At 64.2% G+C, this 18,027-nt stretch carries 16 protein-coding genes; 11 read left to right on the plus strand and 5 right to left on the minus strand.

What is annotated here, in order from left to right; genetic code table 11:
- Nucleotides 1-51 precede the first annotated feature (51 nt).
- Both B2790_RS12190 and B2790_RS12195 read left to right on the plus strand, forming a co-directional pair.
- A complete protein-coding gene (locus tag B2790_RS12190; protein ID WP_046614772.1) occupies nt 52-597 on the plus strand; it encodes a PadR family transcriptional regulator in 546 nt (181 codons plus the stop codon).
- A complete protein-coding gene (locus B2790_RS12195; protein ID WP_075046163.1) occupies nt 590-1,351 on the plus strand; it encodes a siderophore-interacting protein in 762 nt (253 codons plus the stop codon). Before B2790_RS12190 ends, B2790_RS12195 begins: the two co-directional genes overlap by 8 nt.
- A gap of 119 nt (nt 1,352-1,470) precedes the next feature.
- Here B2790_RS12195 and B2790_RS12200 read toward each other — a convergent pair whose 3' ends face one another.
- Together B2790_RS12200 and B2790_RS12205 are read right to left on the minus strand one after the other, a co-directional pair.
- Nucleotides 1,471-2,106 carry a Pr6Pr family membrane protein gene (locus tag B2790_RS12200; protein WP_286918915.1) on the minus strand — a complete coding sequence of 212 codons (636 nt, stop codon included), beginning with the start codon at nt 2,104-2,106 and terminating at the stop codon, nt 1,471-1,473.
- 1 nt (nt 2,107) lies between these two features.
- Nucleotides 2,108-2,329, minus strand: coding sequence for a VF530 family DNA-binding protein (locus B2790_RS12205; RefSeq protein ID WP_003252112.1), 222 nt, complete (start codon nt 2,327-2,329; stop codon nt 2,108-2,110).
- Between the two features lie 165 nt (nt 2,330-2,494).
- Here B2790_RS12205 and B2790_RS12210 point away from each other — a divergent pair, with 165 nt between their 5' ends.
- The 7 genes from B2790_RS12210 to cmoB all read left to right on the plus strand — a co-directional run bounded on the left by B2790_RS12210 (nt 2,495) and on the right by cmoB (nt 13,684).
- Nucleotides 2,495-4,540 (plus strand): TonB-dependent receptor, encoded by a 2,046-nt coding sequence (locus B2790_RS12210; protein WP_286918916.1) that lies wholly within the window; start codon nt 2,495-2,497, stop codon nt 4,538-4,540.
- A gap of 303 nt (nt 4,541-4,843) precedes the next feature.
- Nucleotides 4,844-6,178, plus strand: coding sequence for a carbohydrate porin (locus B2790_RS12215; protein WP_286918917.1), 1,335 nt, complete (start codon nt 4,844-4,846; stop codon nt 6,176-6,178).
- A gap of 30 nt (nt 6,179-6,208) precedes the next feature.
- Nucleotides 6,209-8,620, plus strand: coding sequence for a glucose/quinate/shikimate family membrane-bound PQQ-dependent dehydrogenase (locus B2790_RS12220; RefSeq protein WP_286918918.1), 2,412 nt, complete (start codon nt 6,209-6,211; stop codon nt 8,618-8,620).
- Between the two features lie 237 nt (nt 8,621-8,857).
- A complete protein-coding gene (lon, locus tag B2790_RS12225) occupies nt 8,858-11,278 on the plus strand; it encodes an endopeptidase La (RefSeq protein WP_075046168.1) in 2,421 nt (806 codons plus the stop codon).
- Nucleotides 11,279-11,448: 170 nt separating this feature from the next.
- Nucleotides 11,449-11,841 (plus strand): protease inhibitor I42 family protein, encoded by a 393-nt coding sequence (locus tag B2790_RS12230; protein ID WP_286918919.1) that lies wholly within the window; start codon nt 11,449-11,451, stop codon nt 11,839-11,841.
- A gap of 146 nt (nt 11,842-11,987) precedes the next feature.
- Nucleotides 11,988-12,731 (plus strand): carboxy-S-adenosyl-L-methionine synthase CmoA, encoded by a 744-nt coding sequence (gene cmoA, locus B2790_RS12235; protein WP_025340420.1) that lies wholly within the window; start codon nt 11,988-11,990, stop codon nt 12,729-12,731.
- Nucleotides 12,728-13,684, plus strand: coding sequence for a tRNA 5-methoxyuridine(34)/uridine 5-oxyacetic acid(34) synthase CmoB (gene cmoB, locus B2790_RS12240; protein WP_085590264.1), 957 nt, complete (start codon nt 12,728-12,730; stop codon nt 13,682-13,684). The genes cmoA and cmoB overlap by 4 nt, the downstream gene beginning before the upstream one ends.
- Nucleotides 13,685-13,752: 68 nt before the next feature.
- Here the strand turns inward: cmoB and B2790_RS12245 are convergent, their stop codons facing one another.
- Entirely contained in the window at nt 13,753-13,956 is a 204-nt protein-coding gene (locus tag B2790_RS12245) for a hypothetical protein (RefSeq protein WP_286918920.1), read from the minus strand.
- A 405-nt stretch (nt 13,957-14,361) separates the two neighbouring features.
- On the opposite strand from B2790_RS12245, the gene B2790_RS12250 reads away from it, so the two are divergent.
- Both B2790_RS12250 and B2790_RS12255 read left to right on the plus strand, forming a co-directional pair.
- Nucleotides 14,362-15,036, plus strand: coding sequence for a heavy metal response regulator transcription factor (locus tag B2790_RS12250; RefSeq protein WP_286918921.1), 675 nt, complete (start codon nt 14,362-14,364; stop codon nt 15,034-15,036).
- The gene (locus tag B2790_RS12255) at nt 15,033-16,415 is read left to right on the plus strand and encodes a heavy metal sensor histidine kinase (protein WP_286918922.1); all 1,383 of its coding nucleotides are present in this window, start codon (nt 15,033-15,035) and stop codon (nt 16,413-16,415) included. Before B2790_RS12250 ends, B2790_RS12255 begins: the two co-directional genes overlap by 4 nt.
- A 127-nt stretch (nt 16,416-16,542) precedes the next feature.
- Here B2790_RS12255 and pdxJ read toward each other — a convergent pair whose 3' ends face one another.
- A complete protein-coding gene (pdxJ, locus tag B2790_RS12260; RefSeq protein ID WP_153670549.1) occupies nt 16,543-17,265 on the minus strand; it encodes a pyridoxine 5'-phosphate synthase in 723 nt (240 codons plus the stop codon).
- Between the two features lie 61 nt (nt 17,266-17,326).
- A complete protein-coding gene (gene recO, locus B2790_RS12265; RefSeq protein ID WP_015271594.1) occupies nt 17,327-18,010 on the minus strand; it encodes a DNA repair protein RecO in 684 nt (227 codons plus the stop codon).
- Between the last annotated feature and the right edge of the window lie 17 nt (nt 18,011-18,027).

Raw genomic sequence — 18,027 nt, forward strand, 5'->3', positions numbered from 1 at the left:
TATCTTGAGTAATATCTTAAGATATATCGCAAACGACGGAGCCCTGCCCCTATGCGCGAACATACCCCCCATGACCCCTTCGAGCGGCGCCCAGGTCGTGGCGAACGCGGCCCGCGCGTCTTCGCCCCCGGCGACCTCAAGCTGCTGATGCTGGCCCTGCTCGCCGAGCAGCCAGGCCACGGCTACGACCTGATCCGCCAGATCGAAAACCTGTTCGACGGCAGCTACAGCCCAAGCCCCGGGGTGATCTACCCCACCCTCAACTTCCTCGAGGAGGCCGAACTGATCAGCGGCCAGGTGCAGGGCAGCAAACGCCTCTACGCCATTACCGAAGCCGGCCGCACCGCCCTGGCCGAACAGGCCGTCGCACTGGACGGCGTGCGCATGCGCATCGAAGTCAGCAAGCGCGCCCTGCGCGGCCACGACCGCCCACCAGAGATTCATGAAGCGGTCGGCAACCTGCGCCACGCACTGCACATGCACAGTGGCCGCTGGACACCGGAAGAAATCGAGCGGGTCCGCGACCTGCTCAACCACACCGCCAAGGCCATCGCCTCCGGGCCGGCCGAACCTGTCAGGGAGACACCCCATGAGTGACACCATTCACCGCGTCAACCACGAAATCCGCCAACGCCGCCTGCAGGTGCTGCGGGTCACCGAACTGACCCCGCGCATGCGCCGCATCACCCTCGGGGGTGCCGAGCTGCAGGGCTTCACCAGCGTGGGCAGCGACGACCATATCAAGCTGCTGTTCGCCGAAACGCCGGAGCAACAACAGGCCATCGAGGCTCGTAACCTGGGCCGAGAAGGTGGCGCGCGGCCTACCATGCGCGAATACACGCCACGGCGCATCGACCTGGTGGCCAATGAGCTGGACATCGACTTCGTGCTGCACGGCGATGGCCCTGCCTCTACCTGGGCAGCCCAGGCGGCACCCGGGCAAACCCTGGACATTGCCGGGCCGCGGGCTTCGATGGTGGTGCCGGACATTTTCGACAGCTACCTGCTGATCGGTGACGAAACTGCCATCCCGGCCATTGGCCGCCGTCTGGAGGAGTTGCCTGCGGGCCGTCAGGTGCTGGCGGTTATCCAGATCGAAGACGAGCAGGAACGCCAGCCACTGCCGAGCAAGGCACAGGTGGAGGTGATCTGGGTACGTCGCCAACAGGAGGACTTGCTGGCACTGGTGAAGAACCTGACCTTGCCGCAGGGCCGTTTGTACGGCTGGGTGGCACTGGAAAAGGCCCTGAGCCGGCAGGCCAAGGCACTGTTGCTGGAGAAAGGCTTGCCTGAGGATGCGCTCAAGGCTGTGGCCTACTGGCGTGCCGACGGGACTGCGGACGACGAATGATTGATTATTGCTGCCCCGGCCCTATCGCCGGCAAGCCAGCTCCCACAGGTACCCCGCAGCGTTCAAGGGCTGCGCAATTCCTGTGGGAGCTGGCTTGCCGGCGATAGGGCCAGTGCAGGTCAAGCCAATCTGTGCGGCCCCCGCCACCTGTCCAGCCCCAGCAACACCAGCCCAATCCCCCAGAACCCCGCCAACACCCCCAGGGCATTGAGCAATACCTGCCCATACCCCAGGCTCGCCACATCGATGAACGGGTAGGCATACACGCCAATCTCGCTCCCCCGCCACAGCGCGTAGGCAAAATACGTCGCCGGGTACACCGCCCAGACCAGCAGATGCCATAGCCGCAACCTGCCCTTGGGCACCTCGCACCACCAATACAAGGCATATAGCACGGGCATCACATCGTGCAGCAACTCGTCCGCCAGCCATTGCCAGCCCTGCGGTTGCCACAAGTGACGCAACAGCACGCTGTAGGCCAATGCCACCAGCACGATGCTGGCGGCCACCGCGGAACTCACCGCAGGCGACAGGAAAAAGCGCTTGGCACGGCCTTCCCGGCCGAACGCCGCATAACTGAGCACCGTTGCCACCAGGGTATTGGTCAACACGGTGAAATACCCGAACACATTGATCAGGCCACCCGCCAGACTGGCCTGTTCCTGCCAACGCGCCAACAGCACCAGGTACACCTGCACGGCCAGGCCGAACCAACCCAGCACGGCCATGCCGGTCAGCCAGGGACGGCGCGGCATGTCAGGCCTGGCGCTGCAGCTTCACGTACAGCTGCTCGACCTTTTCCCGTGCCCACGGCGTCTTGCGCAGGAAGGTCAGGCTCGACTTGATGGTCGGGTTGCTTTTGAAGCAGCGCACATCGATGCGCTCGGCCAGGCCCTGCCATTGGTAGTGCGCCACCAGCTCGGTGAGGATCTGTTCGAGGGTCTTGCCGTGCAGCGCGTTGTGTTGGGCCGTGCTCATGCCAGTGCTCCGTAGGAAAGATGCGCACCTTACACGAGTGTAGTGGTGGGTGGGATCAGGGGAGTCGACAGAAAAACCGCTGGCCAGGCGCAAAACCTCTGTGCTGAAATAGAGATGTTATATTGTAACAATACAAAAGCATCTGCCAAGGAACGCCCCATCCCCATGCTGTACACACCGCTTCGCCTCTCTCCCCTCGTCGTCGCGCTGTGGCTGGCCGCATCACCCAGCCACGCCGTGGAACTCGAACCCCAGGTCATCACCGCCAACCCTTTGGGCAACAGCCAGCTGGCCGCACCCAGCACCGTGCTCGAAGGCGACAACCTGCTGCAACAGCAGCACGGCAGCCTCGGTGAAACCCTGAACAAGCAGCCCGGGGTCGCCTCCACCTGGTTCGGCCCTGGCGCCAGTCGCCCGGTAATTCGTGGACTGGATGGCGACCGCATTCGCATCCTGCGCAATGGCGTCGGCGCCCTGGATGCTTCATCGCTGTCCTACGACCACGCCGTGCCGCTGGACCCGGTGACCGTCGACCGTGTCGAGATCGTCCGTGGCCCGGCTGCCCTGCTCTACGGCGGCAACGCCATCGGAGGCGTGGTCAATACCTTCGACAATCGCATCCCGGATACCCCCATCGAGGGCATCCAAGGTGCCGGTGAACTGCGCTACGGCGGCGCCGATACCACCCGCAGCAGCGCTGGCAAGCTGGAGGCCGGCAACGGTGCCTTCGCCCTGCACCTGGATGCCAACAGCCGCCAGTTCAACGACCTGCGCATCCCCGGTTACGCGCGCAGTTCCAAAGTGCGCGACGCCGACGAACCCGGCAGCAAGCACCGCCTGGAAAACAGCGACGGCCGCCAGGACGGTGGCGCCGTGGGTGGCGCCTACCATTGGGACCACGGTTACGCCGGCCTGTCCTACAGCCGCTACGACAGCAACTATGGCTCGGTGGCCGAGCCAGGTGTGCGCCTGGACATGAAGCAGGACCACTACGCCTTCGCCTCCGAACTGCGTGACCTGGACGGGCCGTTCACTTCGGTCAAGGTCGATGCCGGCTACACCGACTACGAGCACCGTGAAATAGAAGAAGGCGAAGTCCACACCACCTTCAGGAACAAGGGCTATGAAGCACGTATCGAAGCCCGCCACCAACCGCTCGGGCCGGTAGAAGGCGTGATCGGCGCCCAGGTCAGCCGCAACGAATTCTCCGCCTTGGGCGAGGAAGCCTTCGTCCCGCACACCGACACCGACAGCCTGGCGCTGTTCATGCTGGAGCAGTGGCAAGCCACCGAGCGCCTGAACCTGAGCCTGGGCGCACGCATGGAGCACACCCGGGTCGACCCGGATGCCAAAGGCAACGAGAACTTCGCCGACGCCGACAGCGCCAGCACTTTCAACGCCTTCAGCCTGTCTTCCGGGGCGGTGTACCAGCTCGACCCGATCTGGTCGCTGGCCGCCAACCTCGGCTACACCGAGCGCGCCCCGACCTTCTACGAGCTGTATGCCAATGGTGCCCACGTGGCCACCGGAGCCTTTGAAGTCGGCGATGCCAGCCTGAACAAGGAAAAAGCCATTTCTACCGACCTGGCCTTGCGTTTCGACAACGGCACCCACAAGGGCAGTGTCGGGGTGTTCTACAGCCACTTCCGCAACTACATCGGCCTGATCGGCACCGGCAACATCCGCGAGGGGCATGACCACGACCATGGCGAGGATGACCATGACCACGATCACGACCATGACGGTTTCCCGGAATACCAGTACCAGGGCGTGCGGGCGCGCTTCTATGGCATCGAGGCCCAGGACCGCTGGCAACTGGCCGAGAACCGCTATGGCAGCTTTGCCCTGGAGCTCTCCGGTGACTACACCCGGGCGAAAAACCTGGACAGTGGCGAGCCGCTGCCACGCATCGCCCCACTGCGCCTGAACAGCGGCCTGGTCTGGGAGCTGGACCGCTGGCAGGCGCGGGTCGACGTGCAGCATGCTGCGTCGCAGCATCGCAAACCGGCCAACGAAACCAGCACCGATGGCTACACCACGCTGGGGGCCAGCGTTGGCTACCGCTTCGAAGTTGGCCAGAGCCAATGGCTGGCGTTTGTGCGCGGCGAGAACCTGACTGACCAGACCGTGCGCTATGCCAGCTCGATCCTGCGCGATATCGCCCCGGCGCCGGGGCGTAGTGTGGAAGTAGGCCTGCGTACCACCTTCTGATTGCAAATCAGTAACTGTGGGAGCGGGCATGCCCGCGAAGAAGCCGACACGGTGGATGGCACCGGCTCCGCCGGTGTTCGCGGGCGCGCCCGCTCCCACAAAGAGCTCGCAAGCTCTGGACTGTTGCCATATCAGCAACAATCCACTGCGACAATTTGTCTTTTTTTCTTACAACTTCCCCTATATCCTCCCCGCCGCAAGCTGAATCGCTTCATCGAAACCATCTTGTCGTCATTTCCATTGGAGGGCCCGCCCTTCGATGCGCTTGCCGTTTATTCAATAATCAAAAGATAGCGCTATCTCATGCTCCAACTGCCCAAAACCTGTTACATCGGCCTTGCCCTCAGCGCCCTGGCGGCCCCCACCGGCGCCAGCGAGATGTTCGCCAGCGACTCCCCCTGGATGCTCGGCGACTGGGGTGGCACCCGCAGCGAACTGCTGGAAAAAGGCTACGACTTCACCCTCGGCTACACCGGCGAGATGGGCAGCAACCTGCATGGTGGCTACGACCACGACCGCACCGCGCGCTACAGCGACCAGTTCACCTTCGGCAGCCACCTGGACCTGGAGAAGATCCTTGGCTGGCACGACACCGAATTCCAGCTGACCATCACCGAGCGCCACGGCGACAACATCAGCAACGACCGCATCAACGACCCGCGTGTCGGCGGCTTCACCTCGGCCCAGGAGGTCTGGGGCCGTGGCGAAACCTGGCGGCTGACGCAGATGTGGATCAAGCAGAAGTACTTCGATGGCGCACTGGACGTGAAATTCGGCCGTTTCGGCGAAGGCGAGGACTTCAACAGCTTCCCCTGCGACTTCCAGAACCTGGCCTTCTGCGGCTCGCAGGTAGGCAACTGGGTGGGCGGCATCTGGTACAACTGGCCGGTTAGCCAGTGGGCCCTGCGCGTCCGCTACAACCTCAGCGATGCCCTCTACGCCCAGGTCGGCGTGTACGAGCAGAATCCCTCCAACCTGGAGTCGGGCAACGGCTTCAAGCTCAGCGGCAGCGGCACCCAAGGCGCGGTAATGCCGATAGAACTGGTATGGAGTCCACAGGTCAATGGTCTGAAAGGGGAATATCGCGCCGGCTACTACTACAGTAATGCCAAGGCACAGGATGTTCTCAAGGACAGCAACGGCCAGCCGGCAGCCCTCAGCGGCGCCGCCTACCGCAGCAGTTCGAGCAAGCACGGCTTGTGGCTCGGCGCCCAGCAGCAGGTGACTTCGCTGGCGTCCGACCAGTCGCGTGGCCTGAGCCTGTTCGCCAACGCCACGGTGCACGACAAGAAGACCAATGCCATCGACAACTATGTGCAGGCAGGACTGGTATACAAAGGGCCCTTCGACGCCCGCGCCAAGGACGACATCGGTTTCGCCCTGGCCCGTGTGCACGTCAACCCTGCCTATCGCAAGAACGCGCGCCTGGCCAACCAGGCCGCCGGCCTCTACGACTACGACAACCCCGGTTTCCTGCCGGTGCAGGACACCGAGTACAGCGCCGAGCTGTACTACGGCATCCACTTGGCCGACTGGCTCACGGTCCGCCCCAACCTGCAGTACATCCGCCACCCGGGCGGGGTGTCGCAGGTCGATGGCGCCCTGATCGGCGGCCTGAAGATCCAGAGCAGTTTCTAACCCCCTTTTTGACCTGACGGAGAACCTACGATGAGCACTGAAGGTGCCAACAATGGAAGCCGCTGGCTACCGCGCCTGATCGGCGCGCTGCTGTTGCTGATGGGCCTGGCCCTGCTGGCCGGCGGCATCAAGCTGAGCCAGCTGGGCGGATCGCTGTACTACCTGATCGCCGGTATCGGCTTTGCCCTGTCGGGCATCCTGCTGCTGGCCCAGCGCCGCATCGCCCTGGGCCTGTACGGCCTGGTACTGCTGGGCAGCACCGTGTGGGCCCTGCTCGAAGTGGGCCTGGACTGGTGGCAACTGGTACCGCGCCTGGCCATCTGGTTTGCCATCGGTGTGGTCCTGCTGCTGCCCTGGGCGCGTCGCCCGCTGATCGGCCCGGCCAACAAGGCCAACACTGCGCTGCTCGGCATTGCAGTGGTCGCTTCGGGCGCTTGCGCCCTGGGCAGCCAGTTCACCCACCCAGGTGAAGTGTTCGGCGAACTGGGCCGCGACAGCAGCGAAATGGCCAGCGCCGCCCCGGCCATGCCCGACGGCGAATGGCAGGCCTACGGCCGCACCGAGCACGGCGACCGCTATTCGCCGCTGCGCCAGATCACCCCGCAGAATGCCTACCGCCTGGCAGAAGCCTGGCGCATCCGCACCGGTGACCTGCCGACCGAAAACGACCCGGTGGAGCTGACCAACCAGAACACCCCGCTGAAGGTCAACGGCATGCTCTATGCCTGCACCGCGCACAGCCGCGTGCTGGCCCTGGACCCGGACACCGGCGCGGAAATCTGGCGCTACGACCCGCAGGTCAAGAGCCCAGTCGGCACCTTCAAGGGCTTCGCCCACATGACCTGCCGTGGCGTTTCGTACTATGACGAAAACCGCTACGTCAGCCGCGACGGCAGCCCGGTACCGAAAATTACCGACGCCGGCCAGGCCGTGGCCCAGGCCTGCCCACGCCGCCTCTACCTGCCCACCGCAGACGCCCGCCTGATCGCCATCAACGCCGACAACGGCAAGGTCTGCGAAGGTTTCGCCAACCAGGGCGTGATCGACCTCACCACCGGCATCGGCCCGTTCACCGCCGGCGGCTACTACTCCACCTCGCCAGCGGCGGTCACCCGTGACCTGGTGATCATCGGTGGCCATGTCACCGACAACGAGTCGACCAACGAGCCATCCGGCGTGATCCGCGCCTACGATGTACACGATGGCCACCTGGTGTGGAACTGGGACAGCAACAACCCGGACGACACCCAGCCACTGGCTCCCGGCAAGATGTACAGCCGCAACTCGGCCAACATGTGGTCGATCGCCAGCGTCGACGAAGACCTCGGCATGATCTACTTGCCACTGGGCAACCAGACCCCGGACCAGTGGGGCGCCAACCGCACCCCGGGTGCCGAGAAGTACAGCGCCGGCGTGGTCGCCCTGGACCTTGCCACCGGCAAGGCTCGCTGGAACTACCAGTTCACCCATCACGACCTGTGGGACATGGACGTCGGCAGCCAGCCGACCCTGGTCCACCTGAAGACCGACGACGGCGTGAAGCCGGCAATCATCGTGCCGACCAAGCAAGGCAGCCTGTACGTGCTCGACCGCCGCGACGGCACGCCGATCGTGCCGATCCGCGAGATCCCCACCCCGCAGGGTGCGGTGAAAGGCGACCACACCTCGCCGACCCAGGCCCGCTCCGACCTCAACCTGCTCGGCCCTGAACTGACCGAACAGGCCATGTGGGGCGCCACGCCGTTCGACCAGATGCTGTGCCGCATCCAGTTCCGCGAACTGCGTTACGAAGGCCAGTACACCCCGCCATCCGAGCAAGGCTCGCTGATCTACCCGGGCAACGTCGGTGTGTTCAACTGGGGTAGCGTGTCGGTCGACCCGGTGCGCCAACTGCTGTTCACCTCGCCCAACTACATGGCCTTCGTGTCGAAGATGATCCCGCGTGAGCAGGTGGCAGAGGGCAGCAAGCGTGAAAGCGAGACCAGCGGCGTGCAGCCGAACACCGGTGCGCCGTACGCGGTGACCATGCACCCGTTCATGTCGCCACTGGGCGTACCGTGCCAGGCCCCGGCCTGGGGCTATGTCGCCGCCATCGACCTGTTCACCAACAAGGTGGTGTGGAAGCACAAGAACGGCACCACCCGCGACAGCACCCCGGTGCCGATCGGCATGCCGGTTGGCGTGCCGAGCATGGGTGGTTCGATCGTCACCGCCGGTGGCGTCGGCTTCCTCAGCGGCACCCTGGACCAGTACCTGCGCGCCTATGACGTGAACAACGGCAAGGAACTGTGGAAAGCCCGCCTGCCAGCGGGTGGCCAGGCCACGCCGATGAGCTACAGCGGCAAGGATGGCAAGCAGTACGTGCTGGTGACTGCCGGCGGGCATGGCTCGCTGGGCACCAGGATGGGCGACTACATCATCGCCTACAAACTGGCTGAATAAAGCTGCCGAGCCCCGCCAGCGGGGCTCACTCGCTGTACTGGCCTCATCGCCGGCAAGCCAGCTCCCACAGGTACTCCACTAGCCTTGAAAGCAGTGGGTCACCTGTGGGAGCTGGCTTGCCGGCGATAGGGCCGGAACAGGCCACCAAAGATCCCCTTCCCTCCTGCCATCATCTACCATTGAAACCCATCCCCCCCCGCCCCATCTAAGCACCATAGTCATTCACGCAGGTGCCCCATGAGCGACCAGCAGGATTTCCCGGAACATCCCGACGAACACAGCGAAGTCGAACACACCACTCCCCAGGCCGAAACCGGCCACGCCCTTGCCCTGCCCGGCCAGCAGCTCCCGGACAAGGTCTATGTGATCCCGATCCACAACCGCCCGTTCTTCCCGGCCCAGGTGCTGCCGGTCATCGTCAATGAAGACCCTTGGGCAGAAACCCTCGACCTGGTGGCCAAGTCGCCAGACCACAGCCTGGCCCTGTTCTTCATGGATACCCCGCCAGAAGACCACCGCCACTTCGACACCTCGGCGCTGCCGCAGTACGGCACGCTGGTGAAGGTGCACCACGCCAGCCGCGAAAACGGCAAGCTGCAGTTCGTCGCCCAGGGCCTGACCCGGGTACGCATCCGTACCTGGCTCAAGCACCACCGCCCGCCGTACCTCGTCGAGGTGGAATACCCGCGTCAGCCAGCCGAGCCGACCGACGAGGTCAAGGCCTACGGCATGGCGCTGATCAATGCGATCAAGGAGCTGCTGCCGCTCAACCCGCTGTACAGCGAAGAGCTGAAGAACTACCTCAACCGCTTCAGCCCCAACGACCCGTCGCCGCTCACCGACTTCGCCGCCGCCCTCACCTCGGCCACCGGCAACCAGTTGCAGGAAGTGCTCGACTGCGTACCCATGCTAAAGCGCATGGAAAAGGTCCTGCCGATGCTGCGCAAGGAAGTCGAGGTGGCGCGCCTGCAGAACGAGATCTCGGCCGAGGTCAATCGGCAGATCGGCGAGCACCAGCGCGAGTTCTTCCTCAAGGAACAGCTCAAGGTCATCCAGCAGGAGCTGGGCCTGACCAAGGACGACCGCAGCGCCGACCTAGAGCAGTTCGAGCAGCGCCTCGAAGGCAAGACCCTGCCGGACCAGGCACGCAAGCGCATCGACGAAGAGATGGGCAAGCTGGCCATCCTCGAAACCGGCTCGCCCGAATACGCCGTCACCCGCAACTACCTGGACTGGGCCACAGCCCTGCCCTGGGGCGTGTACGGCAAGGACAAGCTCGACCTCAAGCACGCACGCAAGGTCCTCGACCAGCACCACGCCGGCCTCGACGACATCAAGGAGCGCATTCTCGAATTCCTCGCCGTGGGCGCCTGGAAAGGCGAGATCAGTGGCTCGATCGTGCTGCTGGTGGGCCCGCCCGGGGTAGGCAAGACCAGCATCGGTAAATCCATCGCCGAATCGCTCGGCCGGCCGTTCTACCGCTTCAGTGTCGGCGGCATGCGTGACGAGGCCGAGATCAAGGGCCACCGCCGCACCTATATCGGCGCCCAGCCCGGCAAGCTGGTGCAGGCCCTGAAGGACGTCGAGGTGATGAACCCTGTGATCATGCTCGACGAGATCGACAAGATGGGCCAGAGCTACCAGGGCGACCCGGCTTCAGCGCTGCTGGAAACCCTCGACCCGGAGCAGAACGTCGACTTCCTCGACCACTACCTGGACCTGCGCCTGGACCTGTCCAAGGTGCTGTTCGTGTGCACCGCCAACACCCTGGATTCGATCCCCGGGCCATTGCTCGACCGCATGGAAGTGATCCGCCTGTCCGGCTACATCACCGAAGAGAAACTGGCCATCGCCAAGCGCCACCTGTGGCCCAAGCAGCTGGAAAAGGCCGGTGTGGCCAAGACCAGCCTCGGCATCAGCGACAGCGCCCTGCGCGCGGTGATCGAAGGCTATGCCCGCGAAGCCGGGGTACGCCAGCTGGAGAAACAACTGGGCAAGCTGGTGCGCAAGGCCGTGGTCAAGCTGCTGGAAACCCCCGAGGCCAAACTGAAGATCGGCACCAAGGACCTGGAAGCCGCGCTTGGCATGCCGGTGTTCCGCAGCGAGCAGGTGCTGGCTGGCAAAGGCGTGATCACCGGCCTGGCCTGGACCAGCATGGGCGGCGCCACGCTGCCGATCGAAGCCACCCGCATCCACACCCTCAACCGCGGCTTCAAGCTGACCGGCAAGCTGGGTGATGTGATGAAAGAGTCGGCCGAAATTGCCTACAGCTACGTCAGCTCCAACCTCAAGCAGTTTGGTGGTGATCCTGGCTTCTTCAACGAAGCGTTCATTCACCTGCACGTGCCCGAAGGCGCCACGCCCAAGGACGGCCCGAGTGCCGGCATCACCATGGCCAGCGCCCTGCTGTCGCTGGCCCGAGACCAGGCGCCGAAGAAGGGCGTGGCCATGACCGGCGAGCTGACCCTGACCGGGCAGGTACTACCGATTGGCGGTGTGCGCGAGAAGGTGATTGCGGCGCGGCGGCAGAAGATCTTTGAGCTGATCTTGCCGGAGCCTAACCGTGGAGACTATGAGGAGCTGCCGGACTACCTGCGCGAAGGCCTGACCGTGCATTTCGCCAAGCGCTTCGCCGACGTGGCCAAAGTCCTGTTCTGAGCTGCTCCGGCCCCTTCGCGGGCTTGCCCGCTCCCACAGGGAAACCACAGTTTTCAAATACTGTGCAATACCTGTGGGAGCGGGCAAGCCCGCGAAGGGGCCGGCACAAGCAACACAAATCTCCTTGATCATCGGTTATCCTCAGGCCATCGTCAGCCTCCGGAGCCAACATGACCGCCCCTCGTCTGCTCGTTCCCCTGAGCTTCGCCCTGATTTCCGCCTGTGCCCAACAGCCCACGCACCCCGTCGAACTGGACGCCGAAAGCGAATGCCCGACGCGCCTGCAGGTTGGCCAGGCGCTGATCCTGAGCTTGCCCAGCAACCCGTCCACCGGCTACCGCTGGCGCGTCGAAGCACCTGCCTCCAACATACTGCGCAGCCTTGGCCCGGAGGTGTATAGCGCTCCCGAGGAGGAAGACGTGGTCGGCAGCGCCGGTGTCTCCACCTGGCGCTACCAGGCCAGCGATACCGGCGATGGTCAGTTGGTGCTGGTGTACCAGCAGCCGTGGGCCGCAGATATCGCCCCCGTGCAAACCTTCGACTGCAAGATCATCGTCCGCTAAAGTCCGCAGCTTCGCTCATAGGCAACCTGCACACCCACCAGGCAGGCGCAGAGGTCCCTCAGCGCCCGCCCCTGAAGCGCTGCCATGGCAAGAATCGCGGCCTTTGGCTAAAATGCGCCTCCGTTTCACCCTGTATCGAGCCCGCCGTGAGCAAACAACCCGACCGCCTTTTCGCCCAGCCCTTGGAGCAAGTGCCCGACTTCGTCTTCAACGAGGATGTGGTGCGTGTGTTCCCGGACATGATCAAGCGCTCGGTTCCGGGCTACCCGACCATTGTCGAGAACCTCGGCGTGCTGGCCGCGCGCTTCGCCCAGCCGCATACCGCGCTGTACGACCTGGGTGCGTCGTTGGGTGCCGTTACTCAATCGCTGCGCCGCCATGTGCGCAGTGACGGCTGCCGGGTAATCGCCGTGGACAACTCCGCGGCGATGGTCGAGCGTTGCCGCCAGTACCTCACCGCCCAGGACTCGATGTTCCAGGAACTGCTGCCGGTGCAGGTGCTGGAAGCCGACATCCTGGCCCTACCCTTCGAGCCCGCCTCGGTGGTGGCGATGAACTTCACCCTGCAATTCATCGCCCCCGACCAGCGCCTGGAGCTGCTCGGCCGCATCCGCCAGGCACTGTTGCCCGGTGGTGCGCTGATCCTCTCGGAAAAACTGCGCTTCGCCGATGATGAACAGCAGGACCTGCTCAATGAACTGCACCTGGACTTCAAACGTGCCAATGGCTACAGCGAACTGGAAATTGCCCAGAAGCGCAGCGCTATCGAGAACGTGATGAGGCCCGACACCCTCGAAGCCCACCAGGCGCGCCTGCGCGCAGCCGGTTTCTCGAAGGTGGTGCCCTGGTTCCAATGCCTTAATTTCGCCTCTTTGATTGCCCTGCCATGATCGATCTGTCCCCCCTCGTCCGCCGCCTGGCGGGCACGCCCCTGGCTTCCTGGTCACAAGGCCTGCAAGCGCAACTGGAAGCCAAGCTGGAGAAGGGGCACGGTGACCTCGACCGCTGGCGCGGTGCGCTGGAAGCCTTGCCCGCCCTGAATCCGAGCGAAATCGACCTGGTCAACGGGCTGCGCCTGGACTGCGATTGCGACGACGCCACCCGCGCGCAGATGCGCCAGGCACTGATGGGCCTGTCCCCTTGGCGCAAAGGGCCGTTCGACCTGTTCGGCGTGCATGTGGACACCGAATGGCGTTCGGACTGGAAATGGTCCCGGGTCGGCCCGCACCTGGACCTCAAGGGCAAGCGCGTGCTCGACGTGGGCTGCGGTAACGGCTACTACCAGTGGCGTATGCTCGGTGCCGGCGCCGACATGGTAATTGGCGTCGACCCCAACTGGCTGTTCTTCTGCCAGTTTCAGGCCGTTCAGCAATACCTGCCAGAGCTGCCCGCCTGGCACCTGCCATTCGCCCTGGAAGACCTGCCGGCCAACCTCGAAGGTTTCGACACGGTGTTTTCCATGGGGGTGTTCTACCACCGCCGCTCGCCCATCGAGCACCTGCTGGCGCTCAAGGACTGCCTGGTCAAAGGCGGGGAACTGGTGCTGGAAACCTTGGTGATCGAGGGTGACGAAAACCAGGTGCTGGTACCTGAGGACCGCTATGCACAGATGCGCAACGTCTGGTACCTGCCGTCGGTACCGGCCCTGGAGCGCTGGTTGCGCCGTGCCGGTTTCAGTGATGTGCGTTGCGTCGACGTAAGCGTGACCAGCGTCGAGGAACAGCGCAGCACCGAGTGGATGCGCTACCAGTCACTGGGCGACTTCCTCGACCCGAACGACCACAGCAAGACCATCGAAGGTCTGCCGGCCCCACGCCGCGCCACCCTGCTGGCGCGCAAATAAAAAAGGCGCCCGGATGGGCGCCTGAATACACCTGCGCCGAGGAGCTGTCACGGCGCAGGTGCTGTCACTCAATCCTTGGCCAACTCGCGGGCCTTCTCCTGCGCCTTGCGCTCACGCTCGGCAACGGCCTGTTGCTTGTCGCCGTGCAGGCGCTGCTGGTCTTCGCGGAACGCTTGCCAGAATTGTCTGGAACGTTCCGCACCGCCCTCGGCGTAAACACTGGCGCTGCCCAGGGCAAGGGTGGCCAACAGCAGGTATTTGGTCAGGTTCATCGTGGTTGCCTCGTGATAACCGATCAGACAGGGCCATCCTAGCGAGGGCCAGCTAACGGCAAGGTGAGGCGGGGATTACAGTCTTGCAATGTGGCCCTGTTTTGCCTGTTCGGGCCCTATCGCCGGCAAGCCAGCTCCCACAGGATCACCACAGGTCTTGAAAACTAGGCAGTACTTGTGGGAGCTGGCTCCCACCAGGATCACCACAGGTCTTGAAAACTGTGCAGTACCTGTGGGAGCTGGCTTGCCGGCGATGGGGCCATAACAGACAGCCAGATAACAGCAGCATTACAAATCTGTTATCTGCGCCGCGCGCCCTTACTCATGCCGTAACATCCTGCGCCTTGACCCTGATGCCACTACAGGGTCGAGAATCGCCCCCCTTTCATCACACCGAGCCCACCCATGCGTCTACTGATCATCGAGGACGAACTGCGTACCGCCGACTACCTGCAGCAGGGCCTGCGCGAGAACGGCTACGTGGTCGACTGCGCCCACACCGGCACCGATGGCCTGCACCTGGCCCGCCAGCAGCCCTACGACCTGGTCATCCTCGACGTCAACCTGCCCGAACTCGATGGCTGGACCGTGCTGCAGCGGCTGCGCGCCGAATCGACCACGCGCATCATGATGCTTACCGCCCACGGCCGCCTGGCCGACCGGGTCAAGGGCCTGGACCTGGGGGCCGACGATTACCTGCTCAAACCTTTCGAGTTCCCGGAACTGCTCGCCCGTATCCGCAGCCTGCTGCGCCGCAACGACCAGCAACTGCAGCCCAGCACCCTGCGCGTCGCCGATCTGGAGCTGGACCCTGGCCGCCACCGCGCCTACCGCGCCGGCCAGCGTATAGACCTGACCGCCAAGGAATTCGCCCTGCTGCACCTGCTGATGCGCCAGACCGGCGAAGTGCTGTCGCGCACCCAGATCATCTCGCTGGTGTGGGACATGAACTTCGACTGCGACACCAATGTGGTCGAGGTTTCGATCCGACGCCTGCGGGCAAAGATCGACGACCCGTTCGACAACAAGCTGATCCATACCCTGCGCGGCGTCGGCTACGTGCTCGAGGCACGCTTTTGAAAAACGCCAGCCTGTCACTGCGCCTGGGCCTGAGCGTGACGCTGATGGGCGCCGCACTGGTGCTGCTGCTGGCCTGCCTGGCCGTGTTCGCCCTCGATCACGAACTGGACAGCCGCGCACGCAAGGACCTGGCGCGCAAGATGCTGCAGGTCGAGCACAACCTTCGGGTCGACCTGCGTAGCGAAGACCTGGGCAGCCGCGCCCATCCCTTGCTCGACCTGGTGATGGGACACGACAACCTCAGCCTCAGCGTGCTGGCCCTCGAAGGCCGCCACCCGCACCTGCTCAGCCTGGGGCCAGCGCTGGAATCGCAGGTAGGCGATCTGCGCACCGATGCCCGTCTGGCCTTTCATGCGTGGCGCGACAGCAATGGCAACCAGATACTCACCGTGACCCGGCTGATGCGCCTGCGCGACGACACCCCGGTCAAGGTGATGATGTCGCTCAACCGCGCCGACGACAACGCCCTGCTGCAGGCCTACCTGCACTCCACCTTGCTCGCACTGCCGTTGCTGCTGTTGCTGATCGGGGCCGGTGCCTGGTGGCTGATGCAACGCGGCCTGAGGCCACTGCGGCACTTCCGGCGCATTGCCGGGCGGGTGTCGGCCCAGGACCTGCAACATCGTCTTCCCGCTACCGGCCTGCCGCTGGAACTGGCAGAGCTGGCCAGCAGCATCAACGTGATGCTCGACCGCCTCGATCAGGGCGTCAGCCAGCTGTCGCAGTTCTCCGATGATCTGGCCCATGAACTGCGCACACCGTTGAGCAACCTGATGGGCAAGGCGCAAGTGACGCTGGCCCGCGAACGGGACAACGCGAATTACCGGGAAGTGCTGGAAGACAGCATCGAAGAACTGACCCGGCTCAACCGCATCATCAATGACATGCTGTTTCTCGCCCAGGTCAGCCAACCCCAGGCCCAGGTCGCGCTCAAGCCCATGGCATTGGCCGACGAGACGGCGCGGGTTGTCGAGCTGTTTGCGTTCAGTGCCGAGCTGAAAGGGGTTGAGTTGCGTGTGCAAGGCTGGGGGACGGCGCAGGGTGATCGGCTGATGTTTCAGCGGGCACTGTCGAACCTGTTGAGCAATGCCATTCGGCACTGCCCCGATGACAGGCCTGTGGAACTACGTATCGAGCGCGTGGGCAGCGAAGTTCGGCTTTCGGTGGAAAACCAGGGGCCTGGTATTGCTGAAGAACACCAGTCGCGCTTGTTCGAGCGGTTTTACCGGGTGGGCTCGGGGCGCTCGCGGCTGGAGGGAGGGACCGGGTTGGGGCTGGCGATCGTGAAATCGATCATGCAGTTGCATGGTGGGCGGGTCGAGGTCAGCAGCAGCCCCTTGGGGCCTACCCGGTTTACCCTGGTGTTTCCTGCCGAGTGATCGGCTGCCTGCACTGGCCTCTTCGCGGGCTTGCCCGCTCCCACAGGGATTGCACAAGCTTCAAGGCCTGTGGGGTACCTGTGGGAGCGGGCAAGCCCGCGAAGAGGCCAGTACAGGCGACCAACGATTAGCGCGAAGCCGCCACGATCAGCGCCTTCATCTCGGCCACAGCGGCCTTGAAGCCGACGAACAGCGCATGCGCTACCAGCGCATGACCGATGTTCAGCTCATTGATGCCTTTGATTGCCGCCACCGCCTCGACGTTGTGGTAATGCAACCCGTGACCGGCATTGACGATCAGCCCCTGCCCCACGCCAAATGCCACGCCATCGACGATACGCTTGAGTTCCTCGGCCACTTCGGTCGGGGTTTCGGCATCGGCGTAACGCCCGGTGTGCAGTTCGATGGCAGGCGCGCCAACGCGACGCGAAGCCTCGATCTGCCGCTCGTCGGCATCGATGAACAGCGACACTTCGGCACCGGTACGCGACAGGCGCTCAACCGCAGCCTTGATCCGTGCTTCCTGGCCCGCCACGTCAAGGCCGCCTTCGGTGGTCAACTCCTGACGGGTTTCGGGTACCAGGCAGATGTGCGCCGGGCGGATCTTCTCGGCAAAGGCCATCATCTCTTCGGTGACGCCCATCTCAAAGTTCATGCGCGTCTGCAGCACGTCCTTGAGCAGCACCACGTCACGCTCCTGGATGTGCCGGCGGTCTTCACGCAGGTGCACGGTGATGCCATCGGCGCCTGCTTCCTCGGCATCCAGGGCAGCCTTGACCGGATCAGGGTAACGCGTGCCCCGGGCCTGGCGCAGGGTCGCCACGTGGTCGATGTTTACGCCGAGAAGCATGCGGTTGCTGTGAGTCACGAAAGGCTCTCCTGAAGATTGAGCCCCACAGCATACGTCGTGATCAGCGCTTGCGAAACAGTTCCCGGCTGACCAGTGGTTTTGCCCCCAGGTGAACCGCCAGTGCCTGGCGCATCAAGCGCTTGGCGGCGAGCAAGGCACCTGGGGCATCCCAGTCGGCTTCGGCCAGGGCCAGCAGTTCGGTGCCGCGGAACAGCCCGGGTTGCACCAGCTCGACCCGCTCCAGGCCGGCATCCACACGCAAGCGGTACAAGCCATCGACCGCGATCGCCTGGTCATTGACGTCGTGGTGCAACGAAAACGCGTAACCGAGCTCGTCCAGCAGCCGCCATTCGAAGGAGCGCAGCAGCGGCTCCAGCGGGCGACCGGCGGCCAAGGCTTGCAAGGTCAGGGTGTAGTGCTCGAACAGCGCCGGGAAAGGCGCTTCGGCTGGCAGCAGGCGCATGAGCAGTTCGTTGAGGTACAACCCGCTGAACAGGGCATCGCCATGCAGCCAGGCGGCGATACCGGCACTGTCCATGCGCCCGACATTCTTCAGCTCGCCACGCCCACGCAGTTCCAGCTCCAGCGGCACGAACGGCCGCACCAGGCTGCCACCCTTGCCACGCGCGCGGCGCAGCACGGCGCGCATGCGGCCCTGCGGGGTGAAGAAGTCCACCAGCGCGCTGGTTTCCTTGTAGGCACGGCTGTGCAGCACATAGGCTGGCTGGCCGACAGGTTGTTCCATGGAAGATCACTGGCTCC

Source organism: Pseudomonas sp. UBA6753, assembly GCF_002453565.1.
In the GTDB taxonomy this organism is placed as follows: domain Bacteria; phylum Pseudomonadota; class Gammaproteobacteria; order Pseudomonadales; family Pseudomonadaceae; genus Aquipseudomonas; species Aquipseudomonas putida_Z.

Bases quoted from the DNA above. Each gene is read 5' to 3' on its own strand.
- recO (WP_015271594.1), bottom strand. From the start codon at position 18,010: ATGGAACAACCTGTCGGCCAGCCAGCCTATGTGCTGCACAGCCGTGCC.
- B2790_RS12220 (WP_286918918.1), top strand. From the start codon at position 6,209: ATGAGCACTGAAGGTGCCAACAATGGAAGCCGCTGGCTACCGCGCCTG.
- B2790_RS12215 (WP_286918917.1), top strand. From the start codon at position 4,844: ATGCTCCAACTGCCCAAAACCTGTTACATCGGCCTTGCCCTCAGCGCC.
- pdxJ (WP_153670549.1), bottom strand. From the start codon at position 17,265: ATGCTTCTCGGCGTAAACATCGACCACGTGGCGACCCTGCGCCAGGCC.
- B2790_RS12230 (WP_286918919.1), top strand. From the start codon at position 11,449: ATGACCGCCCCTCGTCTGCTCGTTCCCCTGAGCTTCGCCCTGATTTCC.
- cmoB (WP_085590264.1), top strand. From the start codon at position 12,728: ATGATCGATCTGTCCCCCCTCGTCCGCCGCCTGGCGGGCACGCCCCTG.
- B2790_RS12205 (WP_003252112.1), bottom strand. From the start codon at position 2,329: ATGAGCACGGCCCAACACAACGCGCTGCACGGCAAGACCCTCGAACAG.
- B2790_RS12195 (WP_075046163.1), top strand. From the start codon at position 590: ATGAGTGACACCATTCACCGCGTCAACCACGAAATCCGCCAACGCCGC.
- B2790_RS12250 (WP_286918921.1), top strand. From the start codon at position 14,362: ATGCGTCTACTGATCATCGAGGACGAACTGCGTACCGCCGACTACCTG.
- B2790_RS12210 (WP_286918916.1), top strand. From the start codon at position 2,495: ATGCTGTACACACCGCTTCGCCTCTCTCCCCTCGTCGTCGCGCTGTGG.
- B2790_RS12200 (WP_286918915.1), bottom strand. From the start codon at position 2,106: ATGCCGCGCCGTCCCTGGCTGACCGGCATGGCCGTGCTGGGTTGGTTC.
- lon (WP_075046168.1), top strand. From the start codon at position 8,858: ATGAGCGACCAGCAGGATTTCCCGGAACATCCCGACGAACACAGCGAA.
- B2790_RS12190 (WP_046614772.1), top strand. From the start codon at position 52: ATGCGCGAACATACCCCCCATGACCCCTTCGAGCGGCGCCCAGGTCGT.
- B2790_RS12245 (WP_286918920.1), bottom strand. From the start codon at position 13,956: ATGAACCTGACCAAATACCTGCTGTTGGCCACCCTTGCCCTGGGCAGC.